Genomic DNA, 19,573 nt, shown 5'->3' with positions numbered 1-19,573 from the left:
GCCATGGCCCCCCACCTCGTTCACCCCGAAGCCCCCCGGCCCCGATGCAGTCTAAGGAGGGCGAACCGCTATCGAACGGCATATCGGAAGATCCGCCCTCGCCACCCCGCGTTTCGCCGATACGCTGACCCGACGATGCTGGGGAGCATCGGGGGGAGGACATTCCGTGAAGGTTCTGCACGTGGTCACGCTGCACACGCCGACCAACGACTTCGGGGGGCCCACGCGCGTGGCCCTCAACCTCTCCAAGGGCCTGCGGGCCCGCGGAGTGGACGCGCGCATCGCGACGCTGGGCGACGGGTTCGACGGGCCGCTGCCCGACACGCTCGAGGGGGTCCCGTCGTACGTGTTCCAGGCGCGGCACGTACTGCCGCGGTTCGAGGTCAGCGGCATCACCTCGCCGGCGCTGCTCGCGCGGGCACGGCGGCTCGTCACGGCGGCGGACGTGGTGCACGTCCACCTCATGCGCGATCTCATCACGCTGCCGTTCGCGCTCATGGCGCTGCAGTGCGGGCGGCCGCTCGTCCTGCAGACGCACGGCATGATCGACCCGACCGAGAAGCGCGTCGCCAAGGTGGTCGACGCGCTCGGGCTGCGGCGCGTGCTGCGCCGGGCCGACACGACGCTCTACCTCACCGAGATGGAGCGCGAGGGCGTCGAGGCCGTCATCGCGCCCGATCGGCTGCGCGGCAGCAACCGCCTGGTCAACGGCGTCCAACTCCAGGAGCGCAGGCCCGCGTTCGACGGCAACCGCCCGCCGACGGTGCTCTACTGCGCCCGCGTCCAGGCCCGCAAACGGCCCGAGGACTTCATCTCGGCGATCCCCACGGTCCTCGCCAAGTACCCGGAGGCCCGCTTCGTGCTCGCGGGCCCCGACACGGGCGCGCTGGCGGCCCCGATGATGGAACTCGCCCGGAGCCTGGGCGTCGGCGACGCCGTCGAGTACGTGGGGGCGCTGGGCCACGCCGAGGTGCTGGAGCAGCTCCGCCGCTCGGACGTGTACGTGCTGCCGTCCGTCGTCGAGCCGTTCGCCGTGTCCGTGCTTGAGGCCATGTCGGTCGGTGTGCCCGTCGTCGTCACGAAGACCGGCGGGCTGTCACCGGATGTCGAAGCGGCGGGCGCGGGACGGGTCGTGGCCTCGCGCCCCGACGCCGACAACGGCCCGCTGGTGGGCCAGGCCATTCTCGAACTCCTCGACCCGGCCGCGTGCGAGGACGCGTCGGACGCCGCCTGGCGGCTGATCCGCGACCAGTTCTCCATCGAGAAGGTCGTCGACACGCTCCAGGACGTCTACGAGGGCGTCATCGGAAACCACTGACGCAACGGACGCACACAGCGGCCCGCCGTCCCGCCTGACGGGGAGGCGGGCCGCAAGGGCGCCTCGCCTCGGTCGACCGGCCGGGTGGACCGCGCCCAGCCCTTACGGATCCGGTCGCAGTGCGGGGTCCGGCAGCCCCGGATAGGGCGGTCCCCGCCGGGATTCACCGCACCACTGCGACGGAGCGATGTAGTGCCGGGCCGCCGTCACCGCCCGGTGCAGTCGCTCTCCCTTCACGGGCAGCACGATGCGGTAGCGCAGGCGCCCCAGTCCCTCGGCGAGCGGTTCGTCGTCCCTGACGAGGGACCACAGCACCGGGCCGGGCTGCTCGGGCGGCACACGCGGGCACAGCTCCAGCGACCCGGACCGCACGTGTGAGGGGGGCCGTGCCGACTCGTACACCGCGACACCGGCCAGGGAGTCCCACGCGATCAGGGCCAGAGACTGGCCGTTGTGCACCCAGACGCCTCTGGCGTCGACGGCGACCCCCACATGGCGACGACGCCAGAACAGCACCAGCAACAGTGCACCGAGCACGCCGATACCGATCAACACCAGCGACCCACCTCTGTGCTGATACGGCAGGAAGAGGCTGTACACACCGGCCAGGCCCATGTACAGCAGGGGCAGAACGGGAACAAGGCCGAGGAGCAGATGCCGGCGACCCGACCGCATCACCACGCGATGGGCATCGCCGCCGGGCTTCGGGAGACCTCGAACAGACACACCGCGAGCGTAATACCGGGGACCGACACCGCGGCTCCGGCGAGGGGAACAGCGGTACCGGCCTTACGGCCGCTTCCACGGCGCGGACCTGGACTCTGCCTGGGGGAGCATCTCGGCGGTCTCGGGGTCGGCCGAGGTCTTCGCCTCTTCCAGCGCTTGCCGGTGGATGGCGATCGACGCCTCTCGCGTGTCCCGGGACTCCTCCGAGAAGAGGCTGAGCGGACTCTCGGGATCGGCGGCGTGGGGTGACGAGGACCCGGGCAACCGGCGTGCCCCGGCACCGCGTTGCCGGGGCACGTGCGCACTGAGGAATGCGAAAGGCCCAGGTCACCGAGATGACCTGGGCCTTGTCGCTGGGGAACCGCCGAGCCCGCCTAACTCGCCTCGCGGGCCTTGAGCGCGATCTGCCAGCGGTAGAACGACATGGCCAGCGCGTAGTCGAGCCCCGCGCGCCCGTCCAGGAAGCCCCGCTTGTAGACGTAGGCGTACGCGAAGGACACCAGCGGCTTGAACGGCGCCTTGTGGAAGAGCTGCCCCTGCCGCGTCTTGGCCTGCCGGATCTCCTCCTTCACCTCCGGGTGGTGCTCCAGCCACGCCTCCCAGTCCGAGTAGCGGTTGTGCCGCTCGAACCAGGTGCGTACCGGGTCCAGGTCCTCGTGCTCGATCGGGGACTTCAGCCGCCACACCGACTCGGCCACCGGCTGGTAATGCCCCTCCTGCTCACCCATGCCCGGCGCGTCCAGATCCCCGAGGGCGGGGAAGTGGCAGCGCCTGCGGTCCATCAGCGCCCGCTTGACGATGGTGTAGCCGTGGCGCAGGCGCTTGCCCGCGAACCAGTAGCCCAGCGGGATGTCGAACGCGGCGACCTTGAGCGGGCGGGAGAAGACGTACCGCAGCTCCTCCAGCAGCTCAGGGCTGGGCGTCTCGTCCCCGTCGAGGAAGAGCAGCCAGGGCGTGTCCGGATGGACGTGGTCCAGGCACCACTGCTTCTTCTTCGGATAGCGGCCGTCCCACTCGTACTCCACGATCTCGGCGCCCAGTCCGGCCGCGATCTTGCACGTGTCGTCCGTGCTCGCCGAGTCGACCACGACGACGGCCTCGACATGGTCGATGACCGACGAGACGGTCCTCGCGATGTTCTCCGCCTCGTTCTTCGTCGGGATCGCCACGACGATCGGCAGGCGGCCCGTGACCCTCGGTCTGCTCCGGCTCAACCGCTGCTTCCCTTCTTCGCGGCCTCCAGCAGCGGCCGCTGCTGCGGGCACAGGTGGGTGATGGCGGACTCGGCGTTGGCGATCTCACCGGTGCGGATCGCGCTGATCGCCGCCTTGCGGTCGTGCTCCGCGGTACGGGTGATCCGCTGGCAGGTCTCCTGGCCCACCTGCAGAATCGCCGCCGGGTCCGTGCCCTTCGGGACCCGGTCGGTCAGGTACTGCTTCTCCTTCTTGGTGAAGGAGCCGGTGGCCGGGGACAGTTCGTCCTCGGGCACATTGGGTCCTGGCGGGGTCCGGTCCTTCTTCGCAGCCTTCCCGTCCGACTCCCCGGAGTCCCCGGAATCCGCGGGTGCCCCGCCCTGCGACGCGGTCGCCCCCGCCGCGGCCGAGCCGTCCTTCTTCTTCTCGCCGCCGGAGTCGCCGCTGCATCCCGCCAGCAGCGTCGCCGCCGCCGCGAGAGCGGCGGCGGCGACGGCAGCCCGGGAACGGGCCCTCACGGGCGCGTCCTCAGGTTGTAGTGCGCGGAGATCTGCGAGCCGGACAGCACGCTCGGGTAGATCGCGGTCTCGTCGATCTGCCCGGCGAAGTAGTCGCTCGTCGGGGTCGACGGCCACGAGGAGTTGAGGGCGTCTCCGCCCACGTGCCAGTACCCCTCGTAGTCGGCGCTGCTGGTCACCAGCAGGTTGCTGGCGCGCAGCGCACCGTCCACGTACAGCCGCATCCCGCCGGAGCCCTGCGTGGCGACGACGTGGTGCCACTTGCCGTCGTTGAGTCCGGAGCCGGTGTTGATGGTGCGGGCGAAGCTGCTCGTGACGCCGAAGACGATCCGGCCGTCATTGGTCATGTAGAGGTGCTTGTCGTAGGTGGAGCTGGCCTCCTGGGTGCGGTTGCCGAAGCCGACGAGCTTGCCGCCCTGCGTCGTCGTGGTCTTGAACCAGGTCTCGATCGTGTACGAGCCGGGCCGGCTGTGCTTCCGGTCGCTGTAGGTGTACTCGTCGATGCCGTTGTAGCCCACGGCCGTGCTGCCGCCCGGCACCGCGGCCGGAGCCGCCCGGTACGACGGTGCGTTGCGGTGCACACCGCTGTTGTCCGTGCCCGAGTCGTCCGCAGCGAACTGACCGCTGGGCTCGTCGTAGCGCCAGTACAGCGACGCCCCGTCGGCCTTCACCCGCGCCGGGTAGGCCTCGGCGCTCGCCGTGACCGTCACCGTCTGCGTGGCCGACTTGGCGCTGGTGTTGGTGCCGTCGCTCGCGGTGATCCGGTACGTGTACGTCGAGCCCGGCGTCACGTCCGTGTCGGTGAAGGTGAGCTGCGGGCGCACCCACGGCAGGGACGAGCTGCTGACCGTGTGGACGGGAGTGGTCGCGCCGTTCTTGTAGACCCGGTACGTCAGCTTGCTGTCGTCCAGGTCCAGGCTGGACTGCCAGCGCACGTCCACCTGGCCCGGCTTGGTGCTGGAGGCGTTGACGAGCGGCACCGAGGGGGCGCCGGTGTCCGGGCCGCTGGCGAAGCGCGTCAGACCCTGCTGGCCGGAGCCGTTGACGGTGGTGAACTCACCGCCCACGAACAGGTAGTCGGTCCCGCCCTTGGTCGCCGTCGCCATCACGCGCGGCCCGATCTGCTCGCCCAGGCCGTCGTTGGTGTCCGGGAACCAGCCCAGCAGCTTCGGGTCGTCGACCGACTCCGCGAGCAGATGCTTGCGGCGCTGGTTGGGGAACTCGCCCATGCTGCTGCAGTCGTGGGCGTGCGAGCCGGAGTACAGCACGCTCTGGTGGACCTCGACCGACTGGGTGGCCCCCAGGCACGTGTCCCGCCAGCGCTGGTTCAGGTCGCTGAGGTTCAGGGCGATGCGGCCGTCGAAGACGCCACCGCCCGTGCCCTCGTTCCCGGTGTAGAAGCCGGTCGCGTCGGTGGTGATGTCCTTGACCACCGAGGAGGTCGGGATGAAGCCGCCCCCGTACGCCTTGACCAGAGCGCCGGTGGTGGAGTTGGCCACCGCCAGGGCATGCGAGTTCGTGCCGTTGACGGTGAAGAAGTCACCGCCCAGCAGCACCTTGCCGCCGTCCGGCGTGACCTCCACGGCGCGGCCCGGCTCGTCGGCGTCGGCCTTCCACGGCAGCAGGTCGCCGCCGGTGTTGACCGCGCCGAAGTACCGCCTGCTCTGGCCCTCCAGCGAGGTGAAGTCGCCGCCCAGGAAGACGGCGTCGTCGGTGGCGGCCAGGGCGCGCACGGTCGCGCTCGCGGCCACCTTGAACGAGGGCTTGGGCGTGCAGCTCGCGATGTCGATCGCGGCCACATTGCTCATGCCCACGCCGTTGACGGCGCCGAACTGGCCGCCCGCGTACAGCGTCTTGCCGTCCGGCGAGACCGCGAGCGAGCGGACCGTCGCCGTGCCGGAGCCGATGGTGAACGACAGTTTGCAGTTCGTCGGCGCGCCCGTCGCCGCGTCGAGCGCGACGAAGTTGACGGCCTGCTGCTCGCCGGTGCCCGCCGGGGCGTCCGGCGGTCTGACGGACGAGAACGTGCCGCCGGCGAAGACGACTCCGCCGGCTTCGGCCATCGCCCAGACGATGCCGTTCGTCTGCCAGGTCGGCAGATCGTCGGCCGTGATGCCCACGGGCGGGGTGACCGCCGCCACCTTCCGCGCCGACATCACCCCCACACCGACAACGGATGCGGCTGCCATCGACAGAACAGCCGTGTAAACCCCCACCTTGCGCATGTGCCCCCCTGGCCCCTGCGGTGTTTCCCGACGGCCGGGGCGGCCGCCTTGTGGACGGCAGATTAAGGCCGCCGCTCATCCTTCTGTGGCCGTCTTGGCCAAAATGGTGCCTGTACTTTGCGAGTTGTTATGTCATCGATCGATACGAACAGTCGTACCGGACAACTCCGCCTCAAGACGGGACACATCCGCATCCACCATGATGCGCGCCAGCTCCGGCCACTTGACCTCGGGCTTCCAGCTCAGCAGGGACTCCGCCTTGGACGCGTCGCCGATCAGCGCGTCGACCTCGCTGGGGCGTTCGTACTTGGGATCGAAGCGCACATATTTGGCCCAATCGAGATCGGCCGCGGCGAAGGCGGTCTCCAGGAAGTCCCGGACGGTGCCGGCCTCGCCCGTCGCCACCACGTAGTCGTCCGGCTCGTCGCGCTGCAGCATCAGCCACATCGCCTCGACGTACTCCGGGGCGTAGCCCCAGTCCCGGACGGCGTCGAGGTTGCCGAGGTAGAGCCGGTCCTGCAGACCCGCCTTGATGCGCGCGACGGCCCGGGTGATCTTGCGGGTCACGAAGGTCTCGCCGCGGCGCGGGGACTCGTGGTTGAACAGGATGCCGTTGACCGCGAACAGCCCGTACGCCTCCCGGTAGTTCACGGTCGTCCAGTAGCCGAAGACCTTGGCGCAGCCATAGGGGCTCCGGGGGTGGAACGGGGTGCCCTCGTTCTGCGGGGGCGGGGTCGCGCCGAACATCTCCGAGGACGACGCCTGGTAGATGCGGGTGTCGATCCCGCTGGCCCGGATCGCCTCCAGCAGCCGCAGGGAGCCCATCCCGGTCACGTCACCGGTGTAGAGCGGGGCGTCGAAGGAGACCCGGACGTGCGACTGCGCGCCCAGGTTGTAGACCTCGTCGGGCTTGAGGTCGCGGAGCAGGTTCACCAGGGCCACTCCGTCGGACAGGTCGGCGTGGTGCAGGACCAGTCTCCGGTCGGGCTCCTGGGGGCCCTGGTAGATGTGGTCGAGCCGTTCGGTGTTGAAGGTGGAGGACCGGCGCAGCAGACCGTGCACGGTGTAGCCCTTCGACAGCAGCAGTTCGGCGAGATACGAGCCGTCCTGGCCCGTGATCCCGGTGATCAGTGCGGTCTTCTGCATGGTGTGGGTTCCCCCCTGTTCGTGCGGGCCAACCGGCCCTGTTTCGTTGAGAATTGCTGTGATTTCTCACGAGTCATGAAATTCGCCCCATGACGGGCGCTCCCCGCTGGCACAATCCGGTGCATGACTGAGACTTCTCCGGGGGCCGGCCGGCTGCTGCCGGACCGGGCCCGGATATTCGTGGCGGGCCACCGCGGCCTGGTCGGATCCGCCATCACCCGCCGCCTCGGATCCGAGGGCCACGAGGTGATCACCCGCAGCCGGGCCGAGCTGGATCTGCTCGACGCGGCCCGGACCGAGGCCTTTCTGCGGGACATCCGTCCGGACGCCGTCGTCGTGGCCGCGGCCAAGGTCGGCGGGATCATGGCCAACAGCACCTACCCGGTGCAGTTCCTCGAGGAGAACCTGCGCATTCAGCTCGGCCTGATCGCGGGGTCCCATGCCGCGGGCGTCGGCCGGCTGCTGTTCCTCGGCTCCTCCTGCATCTACCCCAAGCTGGCGCCCCAGCCCATCCGCGAGGAGGCGCTGCTGACCGGCCCGCTGGAGCCGACCAACGAGCCGTACGCCATCGCCAAGATCGCGGGTGTCGTGCAGGTGCAGTCCTACCGGCGGCAGTACGGCGCCTCGTACATCTCCGCGATGCCCACCAATCTCTACGGGCCCGGCGACAACTTCGACCTCGAGACCTCGCATGTGCTGCCCGCGCTCATCCGCCGCTTCCACGAGGCGAAGCGCGACGGGGCGGAGGAGGTCGTGCTCTGGGGCAGCGGCACCCCGCGCCGCGAATTCCTCCATGCCGACGACCTGGCCGCCGCCTGCACGCTGATGCTGCGCACCTACGACGGTGACGAGCCCGTCAACATCGGCTGCGGCGAGGACCTGACGATCCGCGAACTGGCCGAGACCGTGCGCGAGGTGACCGGCTTCCCCGGCCGCATCGCCTTCGACACGAGCAAGCCGGACGGCACCCCGCGCAAGCTGCTCGACATCTCCCGGATGGCGTCGCTCGGCTGGAAGCCGGAGATCACGCTGCGGGACGGCATCGCCGCGGTCTATGCCGACTGGCAGGCGGAGACCGCCGCACGGGACGGGGCGCGCACCGCGGGCTGACGACGCGGGCCGGGCGGCCCCGGCGCCGGCCGGGGCACCACCCCGCGCGGGCACGCCGGAGCCGTGCGCCACCGCGGCGCCGGACGGCGGCCCGCCGCCGCGGCGGGCGTGGTCCGCCCGCCGCAGCAGTGACGCCGACCGCAGCCGTGAGGCGCGTCGCGGAAGTCGGGCGCTCCACACGAGTGAGCGGGCCGGCGACAGCCGGGCGCGACCGGTCCGCGGCAGCCCGCCCGGGCTGCCGTTCCGGAACGTGGCCACCTCAGTAGGCCCCGCGGCCGTCGACGACCGCCCGGAACGTCCGGGCTATGACGTCGAGATCGCCGACGACCGACCAGTTGTCCGCGTACCGCAGGTCCAGCGCGACGGTCTCGTCCCACGACAGGTCCGAGCGGCCGCTGATCTGCCACAGCCCCGTCAGCCCCGGCTTCACGGTCAGTCGCCGCGCCGCCACTTCGTCGTACTGCGCCACCTCGTCGGGCAGCGGCGGCCGCGGCCCGACCAGGGACATCTCACCGCGCAACACATTGACGAGCTGGGGCAGTTCGTCCAGCGAGCTGCGCCGCAGCCAGCGGCCGGTGCGCGTGACGCGCGGGTCGCGCCGCATCTTGAACAGCGGCCCGTCCTGCTCGTTGGCCGTCGTCAGCTCCGCGCGGCGCTGCTCGGCGTCCGCCACCATCGTGCGGAACTTCCACATGGTGAACGGGGCTCCGTCCAGCCCGATCCGGGTCTGCCGGTGCAGCACGGGGCCGGAGGAGTCGAGCCGGACGGCCAGCGCCAGCAGCGCGTAGAGCGGGGCGAGCAGCAGCAGGCCCAGCGCGGCACCCGCCCGGTCCAGCGCCGACTTCGCCACGAGGTGCGGCCCGCGCCGCGTGGGCGCCGCGACATGCAGCAGCGACAGACCGGCGACGGTCGCCGTGTGGATCCGCCGCATCGCCACATCCGTCAGACCTGCCGAGACGGCCAGCGGCAGCCCGGCGTCGTGCAGCGCCCAGGAGAGCCGCCGCAGCCGCTCGCCGCTGAGCCCCGGCCCCGGGGCCACCAGCACCAGCTCCGCGCCCAGTTGCTCGGTCGCGGCCAGGACCGGGATCCAGTCCTCGTCCTGCGCGGATGGCGGCGCGGAGCCGAGCCGCGCGAGCGCGGGCACGCCCGACGTCAGCGTCCCCTCGCCGACCGGGACGACACCGACGACCACGTACGCGTGGTCGGTCCGGGCCGCCAGGTGCTCGACCACGTCGTCCGCCGCGCCCGGTTCGCCGATCACCAGCACGCGGTGCACGGCCTGCGCCTCGCGCCGCAGGGCCGTCAGATGGCGGTGCGTCGCCTTGCGGCAGGCGACCGTCGCCGGCAGCGTCGCCGACAACGCGAGCAGGGCGAGCGCCGGTTCGGAACTCTCCCCGACGGCCACCCGGGCGACCGCGAGGACCCCGAGCAGCGTCAGCCAGTCGCGGACCACCGGCAGGACGCCGCGTGACTCGCCCAGCTCCTGGGCGGTGTAACGGCGGTGCGACGCCCGTACGCACAGCCAGACGGCAGTGGCGACAAGCGCGGCCAGCAGCGGATGCGGCTGGCGTGTGACATCGAAGAGGACGAGCACGGGCACGCCGATGCCCAGCACGTCCGTGGTGAGCGCGACCGGCAGATACCACCCTGCCTTGTCACGGCGTCCGACCCGGGGCGGAGCACTGTGCTCCGCCGCTACGGGTCTGAGGCCCCCCGCCCCCGATCCGGAATAGGACATACCCATACGCCGCATGGACCCCCCTGGCACCTCGCGACCGAAAAAGCGCACCGATCACTTCCCCAAGTGACCACCGGTACGCAAGTTCCTGTGACGGTATGGCAATCCGCAGGGCGTCCGCCGGGGTTTGCCGGTTTTTGCCGCGTGATATTCCACCGGTTCACCTGGAGAGACGGCTGATTCGGGGTGCTTGTTACGGGCTGGCGCCGTCTGCTAACGCAGCGGCAGGATCAAGGGCTCGCCGGTGCGCGGATGCGGCAGCACCTCGACCGGCTGTCCGTAGACCCGGCTCAGCAGTCCGGCGGCGAACACCTCGGAGGGCGGTCCGGTCGCGGCGACACGTCCGCCGTCCAGAACGGCCGCGCGGTCCGCGTACGCGGCGGCGAGCCCCAGATCGTGCAGGACGACCACGACCGCGTCACCCGCCGCCGCGCGCTCCCGGCACAGCCGCAGCACCAGCTCCTGGTGGCGCAGGTCCAGGGCGGCCGTCGGCTCGTCGAGCAGGAGCAGCGGGGCGCGTTGGGCGAGCACCCTGGCCAGCGCGACCCGGGCCTGCTCGCCCCCGGAAAGGGCTGAAAACAGACGGGGCGTGAACTGCGCCACGTCCGCTGCTGCGAGCGCCTCCCGCACAACCGTCTCGTCCTCGCTCTCGGCCGGCGTTCCGGCGTACGGAGCGCGGCCCATCGCCACGACCTCCCGGACCGTGAACGGGAAGGCGAGGGCGGCGGCCTGGGGCAGCACGGCCCTGCGCAGGGCGAGTTCGGGAGCGGTCCACTCACCCGCAGGGCGGCCCGCGATCCACACCTCGCCCTCGTCGGGTGCGGTGTCGGAGGCGAGCGCCGCCAGCAGGGTGGACTTCCCGGCGCCGTTGGGGCCGACGAGAGCGAGCACCTGCCCGGAGACGACGTCCAGGTCCACGCCGGCCAGCACCGTACGGCCACCCAGCCGGACCTCCAGATCGCGGCAGCGGGCGAGGACGGACCCGGCCGGTGCGCGCGGCGGGAGACGGCGGGCCCGGCGCCGCCGGGACAACAGCCGCCCGGACCCGTCACGGCCGGACAGGGCAGCGGCGGACAGGACACCGGCGGACACGACACGAGCGGCGCGCTGCGGGAACGTCACGCCCAACCCCCTTGCCTTCGGCGGGTCCTGCGCAGCAGCAGGAAGAACACGGGGCTGCCGAGCAGCGCGGTGAGCACACCCAGCGGCAGCTCGGCGGGCTGGGCGAGCGTACGCGCCGCCAGGTCCGCGGCCACCAGGGTCACCGCACCGCCCAGTGCGCTGCCCGGCACCAGGAAGCGGTGGCCGGGCCCGGCCACCATCCGCAGCAGGTGCGGCACCAGCAGCCCCACGAACGAGACGATCCCGGAGACGGCCACGGCCGCGGCCGTGAGCAGGGCCACGACGACGATCAGCACCACCCGCAACCGCTCGACGTCCACGCCCAGATGGCGGGCCTGCCGCTCGCCGAGCGCGAGCAGGTCGAGGCGGCGCGCGTACAGCGGGGCCACGGCCAGGCCGACGGCCGCCCACGGCAGGACGGCCAGCACCTTGGGCCAGGTCGCCTGGGCGAGTGAGCCGAGCTGCCAGAACGTGATCTGGGTGATCTGGGCGTCGTCGGCGACGAACACGAACAGGCCGATGAGCGCGCCCGCGAACGCGTTCACCGCGATCCCGGTGAGGATGAGCGTCACGACTTCGGTCCGGCCGTCCGTACGGGACAGCGCGTAGACGACGAGCACGGTGAGGAGGCCGGAGACGAAGGCGCAGACGGTCACGGTCCAGGTCCCCAGGAACGCCAGGCCGAGCGCGATCGACGCGACGGCGCCGACGGCCGCCCCCGCCGAGATGCCGATGATGCCCGGCTCGGCGAGCGGATTGCCGAACACACCCTGCATCAGGGCCCCGGCGCACCCGAGCGAGCCGCCGACGAGTACGGCGAGGGCGACGCGGGGGAGCCGTACGTTCCACAGCACGCCCTCCGCGACGCGGTCCGTGGTCGCTCCTCCGAGTCCGGTGCGATGGAGCACGGAGCCGGCGACATCGGCGAGCGGGATCTCGTACGCCCCCACACTCGCGGCGAGCAGGGACAGGAGGAGCAGTCCGGCGACGAGGGCGGGGGTGAGGACGAGCGCGGCGCGGCGCGGGGCGCGGACCGCGCCCGGCGAAGGGCCGGAAACGGGGCCGGTGCTGGGCACGGTGGAGGTCTTCGGGCCGGTCGTCACGTCCGTGCGGCGCTCCGTGGCCGTCACCCGGCAGTCCCGTGGAGCCGGCGGACCAGCGTCCGGAGCACCTGGTCCGTACGGGGGCCGTAGTTGAGGAGGACGCCGTCGTCCACGGAGACGATCCGGCGGTCCCGGCCCGCGGGCGTCTGCGCGACGCCCGGGATCTTCAGCAGGCCGTCGATGCCGCCGACCGAGGCGAGTCCCTTGGTCATCACAAGGATCGCGTCGGGTGCGGCCGCGGCCAGTGCTTCGCTGGTGAGCGGGGTGAAGCTCTTCGTCAGCCCGGACTCCGAGCCCGCGTCGACCGCACCGGCCGCCTCCAGCAGCGAACGCGCGCCGGAATCGCGGCCGCCGAGCAGATAGACGGACGCCGAGCCCCGCAGGTACAGGAACGCGACGCGTGGCGTCTTCCCGCCCTCCGGCGCCGGAACGCCCTTGCCCGCGGCCGCGATACGCCGGTCCGTGCGCTCCCGCAGAGCCTTGCCCGCACCGGGCACTCCGAGCGCCGAGGCCACCTCCTCGATCCGGGGCCCGGTGTCCGGCAGCTCCTTGGCCGGTTCCACGACGACCAGCGGAATGCCGGTGTCGCGGATCTGGGCGATGGCTTCGGCCGGACCCGTGGAGGTGTCGGCGAGCACGAGGTCGGGCTTGAGCGAGAGCACGCTCTCGGCCGACACGTCGTGGGCACGGGTGACCACAGGGAGGCGCTTGGCCTGCTGGAAGGTCGTGGTGATGTCACGGGCCACGACGTTGCGCCCGAGGCCGAGGGTGAAGACGATCTCGGAGAGCGATCCGGTCAGCGGAACGATTCTGTCGACCGAACGCACCGTCACCTTCCGCCCGTCCGCGGAGGTCACGGTCACCGGCAGCCGGGGCTTCGGCACGGTCTTCAGCGGTTCGACGCGATCGGCGGACCGGCCGACGGACCGGTCCCCGACCGCGGATCCGCTGCCCGAGGGGGCGTCCGCGGTGTCGCCGGAGGCCCCGCAACCGGCGAGGGCGATCGCCAGGCCAAGGGCCGGAGCGAGGACCCGAAGCAGGCCGTGTGGTCTCCCGCGGAGACCCGTCCCGGCCCGGAAACGCGCCGGACCGCCGGCCCGCCGTCGCCCCAACTTCTCTGTCGTTCCTGCGCGTTGCCCCACGTCGACCCCCGCCTTCCGCGGCCGTGGTCTACCGGCCGAATCGGGCGTAGTTTAGGTTAGCCTTACCTTAATCGCCAGACGGAGGGGACTCCTGATGCTGCCGTCCGGACCTGCCCGCACGCTTGTCCCGGTGCTCCTCGCAGCCTTGACGGGGGTGGCCCTCGCCACCGCACCACCCGTCCGTGCGGCGGACCGGACGGTCGCGGGCGGACGTCTGGACTGGGGCGTCAAGTCCTCGTTCCAGAGCTACGTCACCGGGCCCATCGCCAAAGGGCGTTGGAGCCTGACCGGCGGAGCCGCCACCGTCGGCGACAGCCGGTTCCGCTTCCACTCGGCCGCCGGCTCCTACGATCGGGACAGCGGCGCCTTCCGCGCCGGCTTCTCGGGAGGCGTGCACTTCACCGGACACCGGCAGCAGGACGGCACGTACCGACTCGACCTCACCGTCAGCCGCCCCACGGTCCGCATCTCGGGCGGCACCGGCACCCTCTACGCCGATCTGACCAGCAGGGCCAAGACCACGGGCAAGGTCACCACGTCCGCACAGGTCCCGCTGGCCACGCTCGGCCTCTCCGGGGTGTCGATGCGCGGCGGCGGCTCGTCCGTCGTCCTGAAGAACCTCCCCGCGACGCTCACTTCGCAGGGGGCGAGAGCTTTCGCCGGGTACTACGCCGCCGGTACGCCGCTCGACCCGGTGAGCCTGTCCGCCGACGTGAAGGGCGCCGGGCCGGGCACCGGCGACCGCCCCGACGCCGAGGACGCCGAAGACCGCGAGACCGGCGGCCGGGAGGAGAAGCCCGCCCGGGAAGGGGAGTTCCGCGACGCCGCGGTCGACTGGGGCGTACGCCGTACGTGGCGCGAGTACGTCACCGGCACTATCGCGCAGGGGGAGTGGAAGCTGTCGGACGGTGCACGGGACGGCGGGGCGCTGTTCCGCTTCCCGTCCGGCCGCGGCTCGTACGACCGGAAGAAGGCCACCCTCGACGCCCGCTTCGAGGGGCGGATCCGGTTCACCGGCCGGCACGGCCTCGACCTGGCGCTGAGCGGTGTCGAGGTGGCGGTCAGGAAGGGCAGAGGCACGCTGTCGGCCGACGTCACGAACCCTGACGTGCGTGAACAGGGCGTTCCGCTGGTCGAGTTCGACGTTTCCTCGCTCCGGCCGGAGGGCGGGCTCATCACGGTCACCGAGGCTCCCGCGACCCTCACCTCCCGGGGCGCACAGGCCTTCGGCGGCGTCTACCGCGCGGGCACCGCCATGGATCCCGTGTCCCTCGCGGTGGCCCTGGACGCGGGCGCCCGGCTGCCGCGGCTGCCCGACCTGGGGAGCGACACGGGGGCGTCACCCTCGGCGGGCGTCGGGGCGGGCGACGGGGAGGGGGAGCGAGCGGCGCCCCGTCAGGCCACGGCCGCGTCGGATGCGTTCCCTCTCGTTCCGGTGACGTTCACGGCGGGTGCCGTGCTCGCGTGTCTCGCCATCGGGGCGGGAGCGGTGGCCGTTCGCAGGAAGCGCGGACGTGCGGGCGCGGACTCGGCCGACTCCGTATCCGACTCCGTATCCGCTTCCGCATCGGGGACGTCCGGCGGGGACGCGTCCGAGGGGCGGCACGCCGATGCGCCGTCATCAGCGCCCGGAACGGGCACGGAACCGCCCCGGTGACTCCGCTCGCGGGAACAGCCCCGACGAACCCTGACCCCTCGTGCCCGCGCCGCCGCGGCGTGCGACCGGACCCGGGCCCACGCGAACCGAACCACCATCCCGTACCTGCCGCCGACCTGGCGGACGTACGCCCACGTGCACCGATGTCCCGGCCCCACGCAGGGCCTGACCACGACGAGGAGATCACTCGATGAGCCCGAATCCGTCCCCGACCGGCAGATCGCCCCGCGCACCCCGCGCACCCCGTTCACGCCGCGGCCTCGCGGCCGCCGTCGCCGCTGCCGCCACCATGGGAGCTGTGGCGCTGAGCCTGCCCGCCATGGCCTTCGCCGACGACGGCACGCGCCAACCGGCCCGGCAGGCCGTGGAGTTGAAGGACGGCACCCTGGAGTGGGGTGTGAAGGAGTCCTTCCGCCGCTATGTGACCGGGATGGCGCACGGCACGATCGAGGTCGCGGACGGAGCCCAGCAGGCCGCGGACAACGGCGTCTTCACCTTCACCGACGGCACGGGCACGTACGACACCGCCACACACGCCGTGTCCACCGCGTTCGACGGCAGTGTGCGCTTCCGCTCCAACCTCCACGGGTTCGACATCACGCTGGCCGACCTCGGCGTCGAGACCGAGGGCACATCGGGGACGATCACGGCGGACGTCACCGCGCAGGGCGCGACCGACGACGACGTGGAGCTCGCGTCCCTGGATCTGTCGGGGATACGCCCCGGCCAGGGCGAGGGCGGCGCGATGACGTTCGCCGGGATACCGGTCACGCTCACCGCCGAGGGCGCGAAGGCCTTCAACGGCATGTACAAGGAAGGCCAGGTGCTCGACCCGGCCACCCTCAGCGTGAAGCCGGCCCAGGCGCCCGGCCCGGGGCCGTCGACGTCGTCGTCGGCCTCCCCGTCCGCGCCGCCGTCGGGCGAGCCGTCCGGAAAGCCGACGGACGAGTCGACGGCGACGGCCAGCGCGACCGCCCCCTCCGCTTCATCCGGCGGCGAACAGCCCGCGCCCTCCGGGGAGATCGCGGACGGCAATCTCGACTGGGGTGTGAAGAAGTCGTTCCGCGACTACGTCACCGGACCCGTCGGAGGCGGCACGGTCCGGCTCACCGCCGGTGCCGCGAAGAACGGCGAGATCTACCGGTTCCCCCAGGGCAGCGGCTCCTACGACGCGGACCGCGGCTCCCTGGACGCCGCCTTCGCCGGAGCCGTCCGCTTCCTCGCGCACCAGGAGGGCGGGAACTACGCGCTGGACCTCGAGTTCAGCGACCTGAAGGTCCGTACCGACGGGTCGAAGGGCGATCTGATCGCCGACGTCTCCTCCAAGGACAGGGCGTCCGGTGAGGTGACGGAGTCCGACGACCTGACCGTCGCCACCCTCGAACTCCCGGGCGGAGGAGCGGAACCCGAGGGCGACGTCCTCACCCTCGACGCCGTCCCGGCGAAGCTCACGGCCGGGGGTGCGAAGGCGTTCGGCGGCTTCTACGAGGCCGGTGCGGCCCTCGACCCGGTGACCGTGGCGGTCTCCCTCGACGAGAACGCGGACCTGCCGGACGGTGAGGGCGACGCCACGGGCGTCTCGGGCGACACGAGTTCGGAGGGCGCGTCCGGGGGCGTCGCGTCGTCGGGCTCAGGCGCCGTCACGGGCGGCTCCGGCGGTGCGCTCGCCTCCACGGGCTCGGGCGCCCCGGCCCTGCCGCTGCTCGGCGCAGCGGGCGGACTGGCCGCGGTCGGTGCGGCGGCCTTCGCGGCCGCGCGCGTGAGGCGCACGGGCCGCATCTGAGGCTCGATCCGGAGGGCGGCACATCGGATGCGCGGGTGTGCCGCCCTCCTCACGGTGCCATGGGGGCCACGCGTTACCCGGATCGGTGAGGGCCGGCCGAACACCGGGCCGCAGAGAGCATCGATACCAGGGCCGGCTCGACATCGCGCAGCCCCGGAGGCCGTCCCACTCCACCCCCGACCCACCCGCCGGACAGGGCGCCCTCACCCGGGCCGCAGCCCCCGCCCCCGGGTCGCCGTCCAGCCCCGGACCGCCGTCCCCGCCCTCACGGAAAACCGTTTGCTGACCCGATCGGCGCCCGCCTAGCGTCGGCGCCATGTCCGCAGCCTTCATGGCGATCATCAACGGTGTGTGCGCCGTCGCGCAGCGCACCGGCTGGAGTCCGCTCCAGACGACCCGCCCCCGCGCTCGGCGCCAGGCCCTGGTCCGCCAGGACGCCCCCGGCGTCTGACCGCCGCCTCACCCCGTCGCGCCCCGGTTCCCCGTGCGCGCGGCCACGGCTGCCCCTCTGCGCCACTCGCGCCCCTCCGCGTCCCGTCCTGCGCGCGTGCCCAGGGCCTCCGATGTCCCCGTCGACTCGGACAGGCCCGCCGTTTTGCTGTGCCTGTCCTCCCCAGCAGAGGACTTCGCCGTGGCACGCTGCCGCATCGCCCTTTCCCAGAACTTCCTGCACGACCCCGCCGCCGTACGCCTCCTCGTCCGCACCGCCCGGATCCGCCCCTCGGACCTGATCGTCGAACCCGGCGCGGGGGAGGGCGTGGTCACCCGGGCCCTCGCCCGCACCGCACGCGAGGTCGTGGCGTACGAACTCGATCCCCGCCTGGCCGCCCGGCTGCCCCGCCGCATGAGCGCGCGCCCCAACGTACGGGTGCTGCACGGCGACTTCCTGCGGGCCAGGCCCCCGCGCGAGCCCTTCGCGGTCGTGGGCAACATCCCGTACGCGCGGACGTCCGACATCGTCCGCTGGTGCCTGGACGCACCGGACCTGACGTCGGCGACGCTCGTCACCCAGCGCGAGTTCGCCCGCAAACGCACCGGCGACTACGGCCGCTGGACGCTGCTGACGGTCACCACCTGGCCGCGGTACGCGTGGCGCCTCGGCGGCCGCATCGCCCGGCAGAGCTTCACACCCGTCCCGCGCACCGACTCGGCGATCCTGCGTCTGGAACGCCGCCCCACCCCGCTCCTGCCACCCCAACACCTCTCCGCCTACCGCGACTTCGTCGCTCACGGCTTCACGGGCACGGGCGGCTCCCTGTCCGCGTCGCTCGCCCGGCGCCACGGATCGAGGAGAACGACCGCAGCCTTCCGGCGGCTGGACCTGGACCCTTCGACGGCGGTCGGCTTCGTGACCCCGGACCAATGGCTGTCGCTGTTCGCGGCCCTCGACCGGCCGAGAGGTGTCACTCGGGCGTGATCTCGTACTGCACCTCGTAGAGGTGGCCCGCCTTGGCCATCACGGTTGCCTCGATGGGTCGTTGGTCGTCGCTGTACACGACCCGGAGGGTGCGGAGGACCGGGAGGCTGCTCGACAGGCGGAGCGCGGAGTACTGCTCCTGCGTGGCTACGCGCGCGGACACCCTGTCGACACTCAGCCTCGGCGGGTGTCCGAGCTCGGTGAGCAGCCTCGGGGTACCGCCCTTGATCAGGCGCCGTTCCATGATCGCCGTGCCGCGGGCGATCTCCAACGGGTAGTAGGAGTGGACGAGTTCGACCGGTTCGTCGTCGATGGTGAGTACCTGGCAGCGGAGCAGGGCCGTGTCGCCCTCGCCGAGCCCCAGGGCGGCAGCGACATCGGCAGGGGGCCCGGTCTCCGCCACGTCGAGAAGTCTGCTCCGCGGGGTGCCGTGCCGCTTGGCCTCGGTGAGCCAGCGGTACGGCTCACCGGAGGCCGCGGGCGCCATGTACGACGCGGGCCGCATCGTTCGCTGGCGATGCTCCCGCACGGTGACGGCCGCCCCGGCGCGACCGACGACGAGCCCTTCGTCCTTGAGGAGGTTGAGCGCCTTCTGCACGGTCGCGTTCGAGGCGACGAACCGCTCCTTGAGCCTCACGGTGGACGGCAGTTTGCCGCCCGGAGGCAGGTCGCCGCTCATGATCTCGTCGCGCAGATCGGCTGCGATGCGCTCATGCAGAGCGCGGCGGTCGGCATCGTCCGCTTCGGGCTTGGGCACGGTCATCCGATCCTGAGTTCGTAGCGCAGCCGCTGCCGCTGCGAGGGCATGGTCATGATGTCGACCTGAACCGGCCGGTCCCCGTGGTCCAGCGTGAGGCGCGTGAGCTGGAGCACGGGCTCCGTCTCCTCGATCCCCAGCGTCCCCGCTTCATCCGTGTCCGGCAGCCTGGCGATGACATCCTCGCGGAGGCGGACTCCGCGGTGCCCGAGCTGGGCCAGCAGCGAGACCGCCCCGCCGCGGATCCTGGCCGTCCCGGCCAGAGCTGTGCCACGGGCGATGCGGAGCGGATAGTACGTATCGGTCAACTCGCACGGCTGGTCGTCGAGATACATGACGCGCCGGCGTACGACGACGTCCTCACCGACCGGCAGGCCGAGCAACTCCGCGACCTCGCCCGGCGGAGACACCTCCCCGGCGTGGATGATCCGCTGTGTTCCCCGGCGTCCCTCGGCTGCCGTCTCCGTACTCCATGCGTCGGCCCCCGACGTCCCGCGAGGCCGGACATACGGCATCGAGGTGCTGACCCACTCACTCTCGCCCACGTCGCCCCTCCGGTACAGCCGATGATCTTCCAGCCTTGCTGCTTTACACGGTAAGCGACGCGCTCCCCGGATC

The 19,573-nt window shown here is 72.1% G+C and carries 17 protein-coding genes; 6 read left to right on the top strand and 11 right to left on the bottom strand.

What is annotated here, in order from left to right:
- Positions 1 to 166: 166 nt before the first annotated feature.
- Positions 167 to 1,318, top strand: a complete 1,152-nt coding sequence (locus ABZ822_RS21145) for a glycosyltransferase (RefSeq protein ID WP_360856120.1) — start codon at positions 167 to 169, stop codon at positions 1,316 to 1,318.
- 102 nt (positions 1,319 to 1,420) lie between these two features.
- Here the strand turns inward: ABZ822_RS21145 and ABZ822_RS21140 are convergent, their stop codons facing one another.
- From ABZ822_RS21140 to gmd, 5 genes are all read right to left on the bottom strand, one after another.
- Positions 1,421 to 2,044: a hypothetical protein gene (locus ABZ822_RS21140; protein WP_360856117.1), complete on the bottom strand. Its 624-nt coding sequence runs from the start codon at positions 2,042 to 2,044 to the stop codon at positions 1,421 to 1,423.
- 374 nt (positions 2,045 to 2,418) lie between these two features.
- Positions 2,419 to 3,258 carry a glycosyltransferase family 2 protein gene (locus ABZ822_RS21135; protein ID WP_360856114.1) on the bottom strand — a complete coding sequence of 280 codons (840 nt, stop codon included), beginning with the start codon at positions 3,256 to 3,258 and terminating at the stop codon, positions 2,419 to 2,421.
- The gene (locus ABZ822_RS21130) at positions 3,255 to 3,755 is read right to left on the bottom strand and encodes a hypothetical protein (protein ID WP_360856111.1); all 501 of its coding nucleotides are present in this window, start codon (positions 3,753 to 3,755) and stop codon (positions 3,255 to 3,257) included. Before ABZ822_RS21130 ends, ABZ822_RS21135 begins: the two co-directional genes overlap by 4 nt.
- Positions 3,752 to 5,944, bottom strand: coding sequence for a LamG-like jellyroll fold domain-containing protein (locus tag ABZ822_RS21125; RefSeq protein ID WP_360856108.1), 2,193 nt, complete (start codon positions 5,942 to 5,944; stop codon positions 3,752 to 3,754). The genes ABZ822_RS21130 and ABZ822_RS21125 overlap by 4 nt, the downstream gene beginning before the upstream one ends.
- Before the next feature lie 168 nt (positions 5,945 to 6,112).
- Positions 6,113 to 7,126, bottom strand: coding sequence for a GDP-mannose 4,6-dehydratase (gene gmd, locus ABZ822_RS21120; RefSeq protein WP_360856105.1), 1,014 nt, complete (start codon positions 7,124 to 7,126; stop codon positions 6,113 to 6,115).
- Positions 7,127 to 7,249: 123 nt separating this feature from the next.
- On the opposite strand from gmd, the gene ABZ822_RS21115 reads away from it, so the two are divergent.
- Complete coding sequence (locus ABZ822_RS21115; RefSeq protein WP_360856102.1) at positions 7,250 to 8,236, top strand: GDP-L-fucose synthase; 987 nt, start codon at positions 7,250 to 7,252, stop codon at positions 8,234 to 8,236.
- A 259-nt stretch (positions 8,237 to 8,495) separates the two neighbouring features.
- Here the strand turns inward: ABZ822_RS21115 and ABZ822_RS21110 are convergent, their stop codons facing one another.
- The 4 genes from ABZ822_RS21110 to ABZ822_RS21095 all read right to left on the bottom strand — a co-directional run bounded on the left by ABZ822_RS21110 (position 8,496) and on the right by ABZ822_RS21095 (position 13,239).
- Positions 8,496 to 9,980 (bottom strand): sugar transferase, encoded by a 1,485-nt coding sequence (locus ABZ822_RS21110; RefSeq protein ID WP_360856099.1) that lies wholly within the window; start codon positions 9,978 to 9,980, stop codon positions 8,496 to 8,498.
- 207 nt (positions 9,981 to 10,187) lie between these two features.
- Positions 10,188 to 11,009, bottom strand: a complete 822-nt coding sequence (locus tag ABZ822_RS21105; RefSeq protein WP_360856276.1) for a heme ABC transporter ATP-binding protein — start codon at positions 11,007 to 11,009, stop codon at positions 10,188 to 10,190.
- An 83-nt stretch (positions 11,010 to 11,092) separates the two neighbouring features.
- Positions 11,093 to 12,172, bottom strand: coding sequence for an iron ABC transporter permease (locus ABZ822_RS21100; protein WP_360856273.1), 1,080 nt, complete (start codon positions 12,170 to 12,172; stop codon positions 11,093 to 11,095).
- A 50-nt stretch (positions 12,173 to 12,222) separates the two neighbouring features.
- Positions 12,223 to 13,239 (bottom strand): ABC transporter substrate-binding protein, encoded by a 1,017-nt coding sequence (locus tag ABZ822_RS21095; RefSeq protein ID WP_360856270.1) that lies wholly within the window; start codon positions 13,237 to 13,239, stop codon positions 12,223 to 12,225.
- A gap of 196 nt (positions 13,240 to 13,435) precedes the next feature.
- Between ABZ822_RS21095 and ABZ822_RS21090 the strand changes: the two genes are divergently transcribed.
- From ABZ822_RS21090 to erm, 4 genes are all read left to right on the top strand, one after another.
- On the top strand, positions 13,436 to 14,998 hold the full coding sequence (locus ABZ822_RS21090) for an HtaA domain-containing protein (RefSeq protein ID WP_360856097.1): 1,563 nt from the start codon (positions 13,436 to 13,438) through the stop codon (positions 14,996 to 14,998).
- A 289-nt stretch (positions 14,999 to 15,287) separates the two neighbouring features.
- Positions 15,288 to 16,781: an HtaA domain-containing protein gene (locus ABZ822_RS21085; RefSeq protein WP_360856267.1), complete on the top strand. Its 1,494-nt coding sequence runs from the start codon at positions 15,288 to 15,290 to the stop codon at positions 16,779 to 16,781.
- Between the two features lie 316 nt (positions 16,782 to 17,097).
- Positions 17,098 to 17,232 carry a hypothetical protein gene (locus tag ABZ822_RS21080; RefSeq protein WP_360856094.1) on the top strand — a complete coding sequence of 45 codons (135 nt, stop codon included), beginning with the start codon at positions 17,098 to 17,100 and terminating at the stop codon, positions 17,230 to 17,232.
- 180 nt (positions 17,233 to 17,412) lie between these two features.
- The gene (gene erm / locus ABZ822_RS21075) at positions 17,413 to 18,198 is read left to right on the top strand and encodes an ErmE/ErmH/ErmO/ErmR family 23S rRNA (adenine(2058)-N(6))-methyltransferase (protein ID WP_360856091.1); all 786 of its coding nucleotides are present in this window, start codon (positions 17,413 to 17,415) and stop codon (positions 18,196 to 18,198) included.
- Here the strand turns inward: erm and ABZ822_RS21070 are convergent.
- Positions 18,185 to 18,961 (bottom strand): GntR family transcriptional regulator, encoded by a 777-nt coding sequence (locus ABZ822_RS21070; RefSeq protein WP_360856088.1) that lies wholly within the window; start codon positions 18,959 to 18,961, stop codon positions 18,185 to 18,187. The genes erm and ABZ822_RS21070 overlap by 14 nt on opposite strands.
- Positions 18,958 to 19,500 (bottom strand): UTRA domain-containing protein, encoded by a 543-nt coding sequence (locus tag ABZ822_RS21065; RefSeq protein WP_360856085.1) that lies wholly within the window; start codon positions 19,498 to 19,500, stop codon positions 18,958 to 18,960. The genes ABZ822_RS21070 and ABZ822_RS21065 overlap by 4 nt, the downstream gene beginning before the upstream one ends.
- Positions 19,501 to 19,573 lie beyond the last annotated feature (73 nt).

This window comes from Streptomyces sp. NPDC047108, assembly GCF_040643575.1.
Lineage (GTDB): Bacteria > Actinomycetota > Actinomycetes > Streptomycetales > Streptomycetaceae > Streptomyces.
This window is presented reverse-complemented; position numbering and strand designations above follow the sequence as displayed.

Coding starts and splice junctions, on each gene's coding strand:
- ABZ822_RS21125 (WP_360856108.1), bottom strand. CDS start 5,944: ATGGCAGCCGCATCCGTTGTCGGTGTGGGGGTGATGTCGGCGCGGAAG.
- ABZ822_RS21115 (WP_360856102.1), top strand. CDS start 7,250: ATGACTGAGACTTCTCCGGGGGCCGGCCGGCTGCTGCCGGACCGGGCC.
- ABZ822_RS21110 (WP_360856099.1), bottom strand. CDS start 9,980: ATGGGTATGTCCTATTCCGGATCGGGGGCGGGGGGCCTCAGACCCGTA.
- ABZ822_RS21085 (WP_360856267.1), top strand. CDS start 15,288: ATGGGAGCTGTGGCGCTGAGCCTGCCCGCCATGGCCTTCGCCGACGAC.
- ABZ822_RS21070 (WP_360856088.1), bottom strand. CDS start 18,961: ATGACCGTGCCCAAGCCCGAAGCGGACGATGCCGACCGCCGCGCTCTG.
- ABZ822_RS21080 (WP_360856094.1), top strand. CDS start 17,098: ATGTCCGCAGCCTTCATGGCGATCATCAACGGTGTGTGCGCCGTCGCG.
- ABZ822_RS21090 (WP_360856097.1), top strand. CDS start 13,436: ATGCTGCCGTCCGGACCTGCCCGCACGCTTGTCCCGGTGCTCCTCGCA.
- gmd (WP_360856105.1), bottom strand. CDS start 7,126: ATGCAGAAGACCGCACTGATCACCGGGATCACGGGCCAGGACGGCTCG.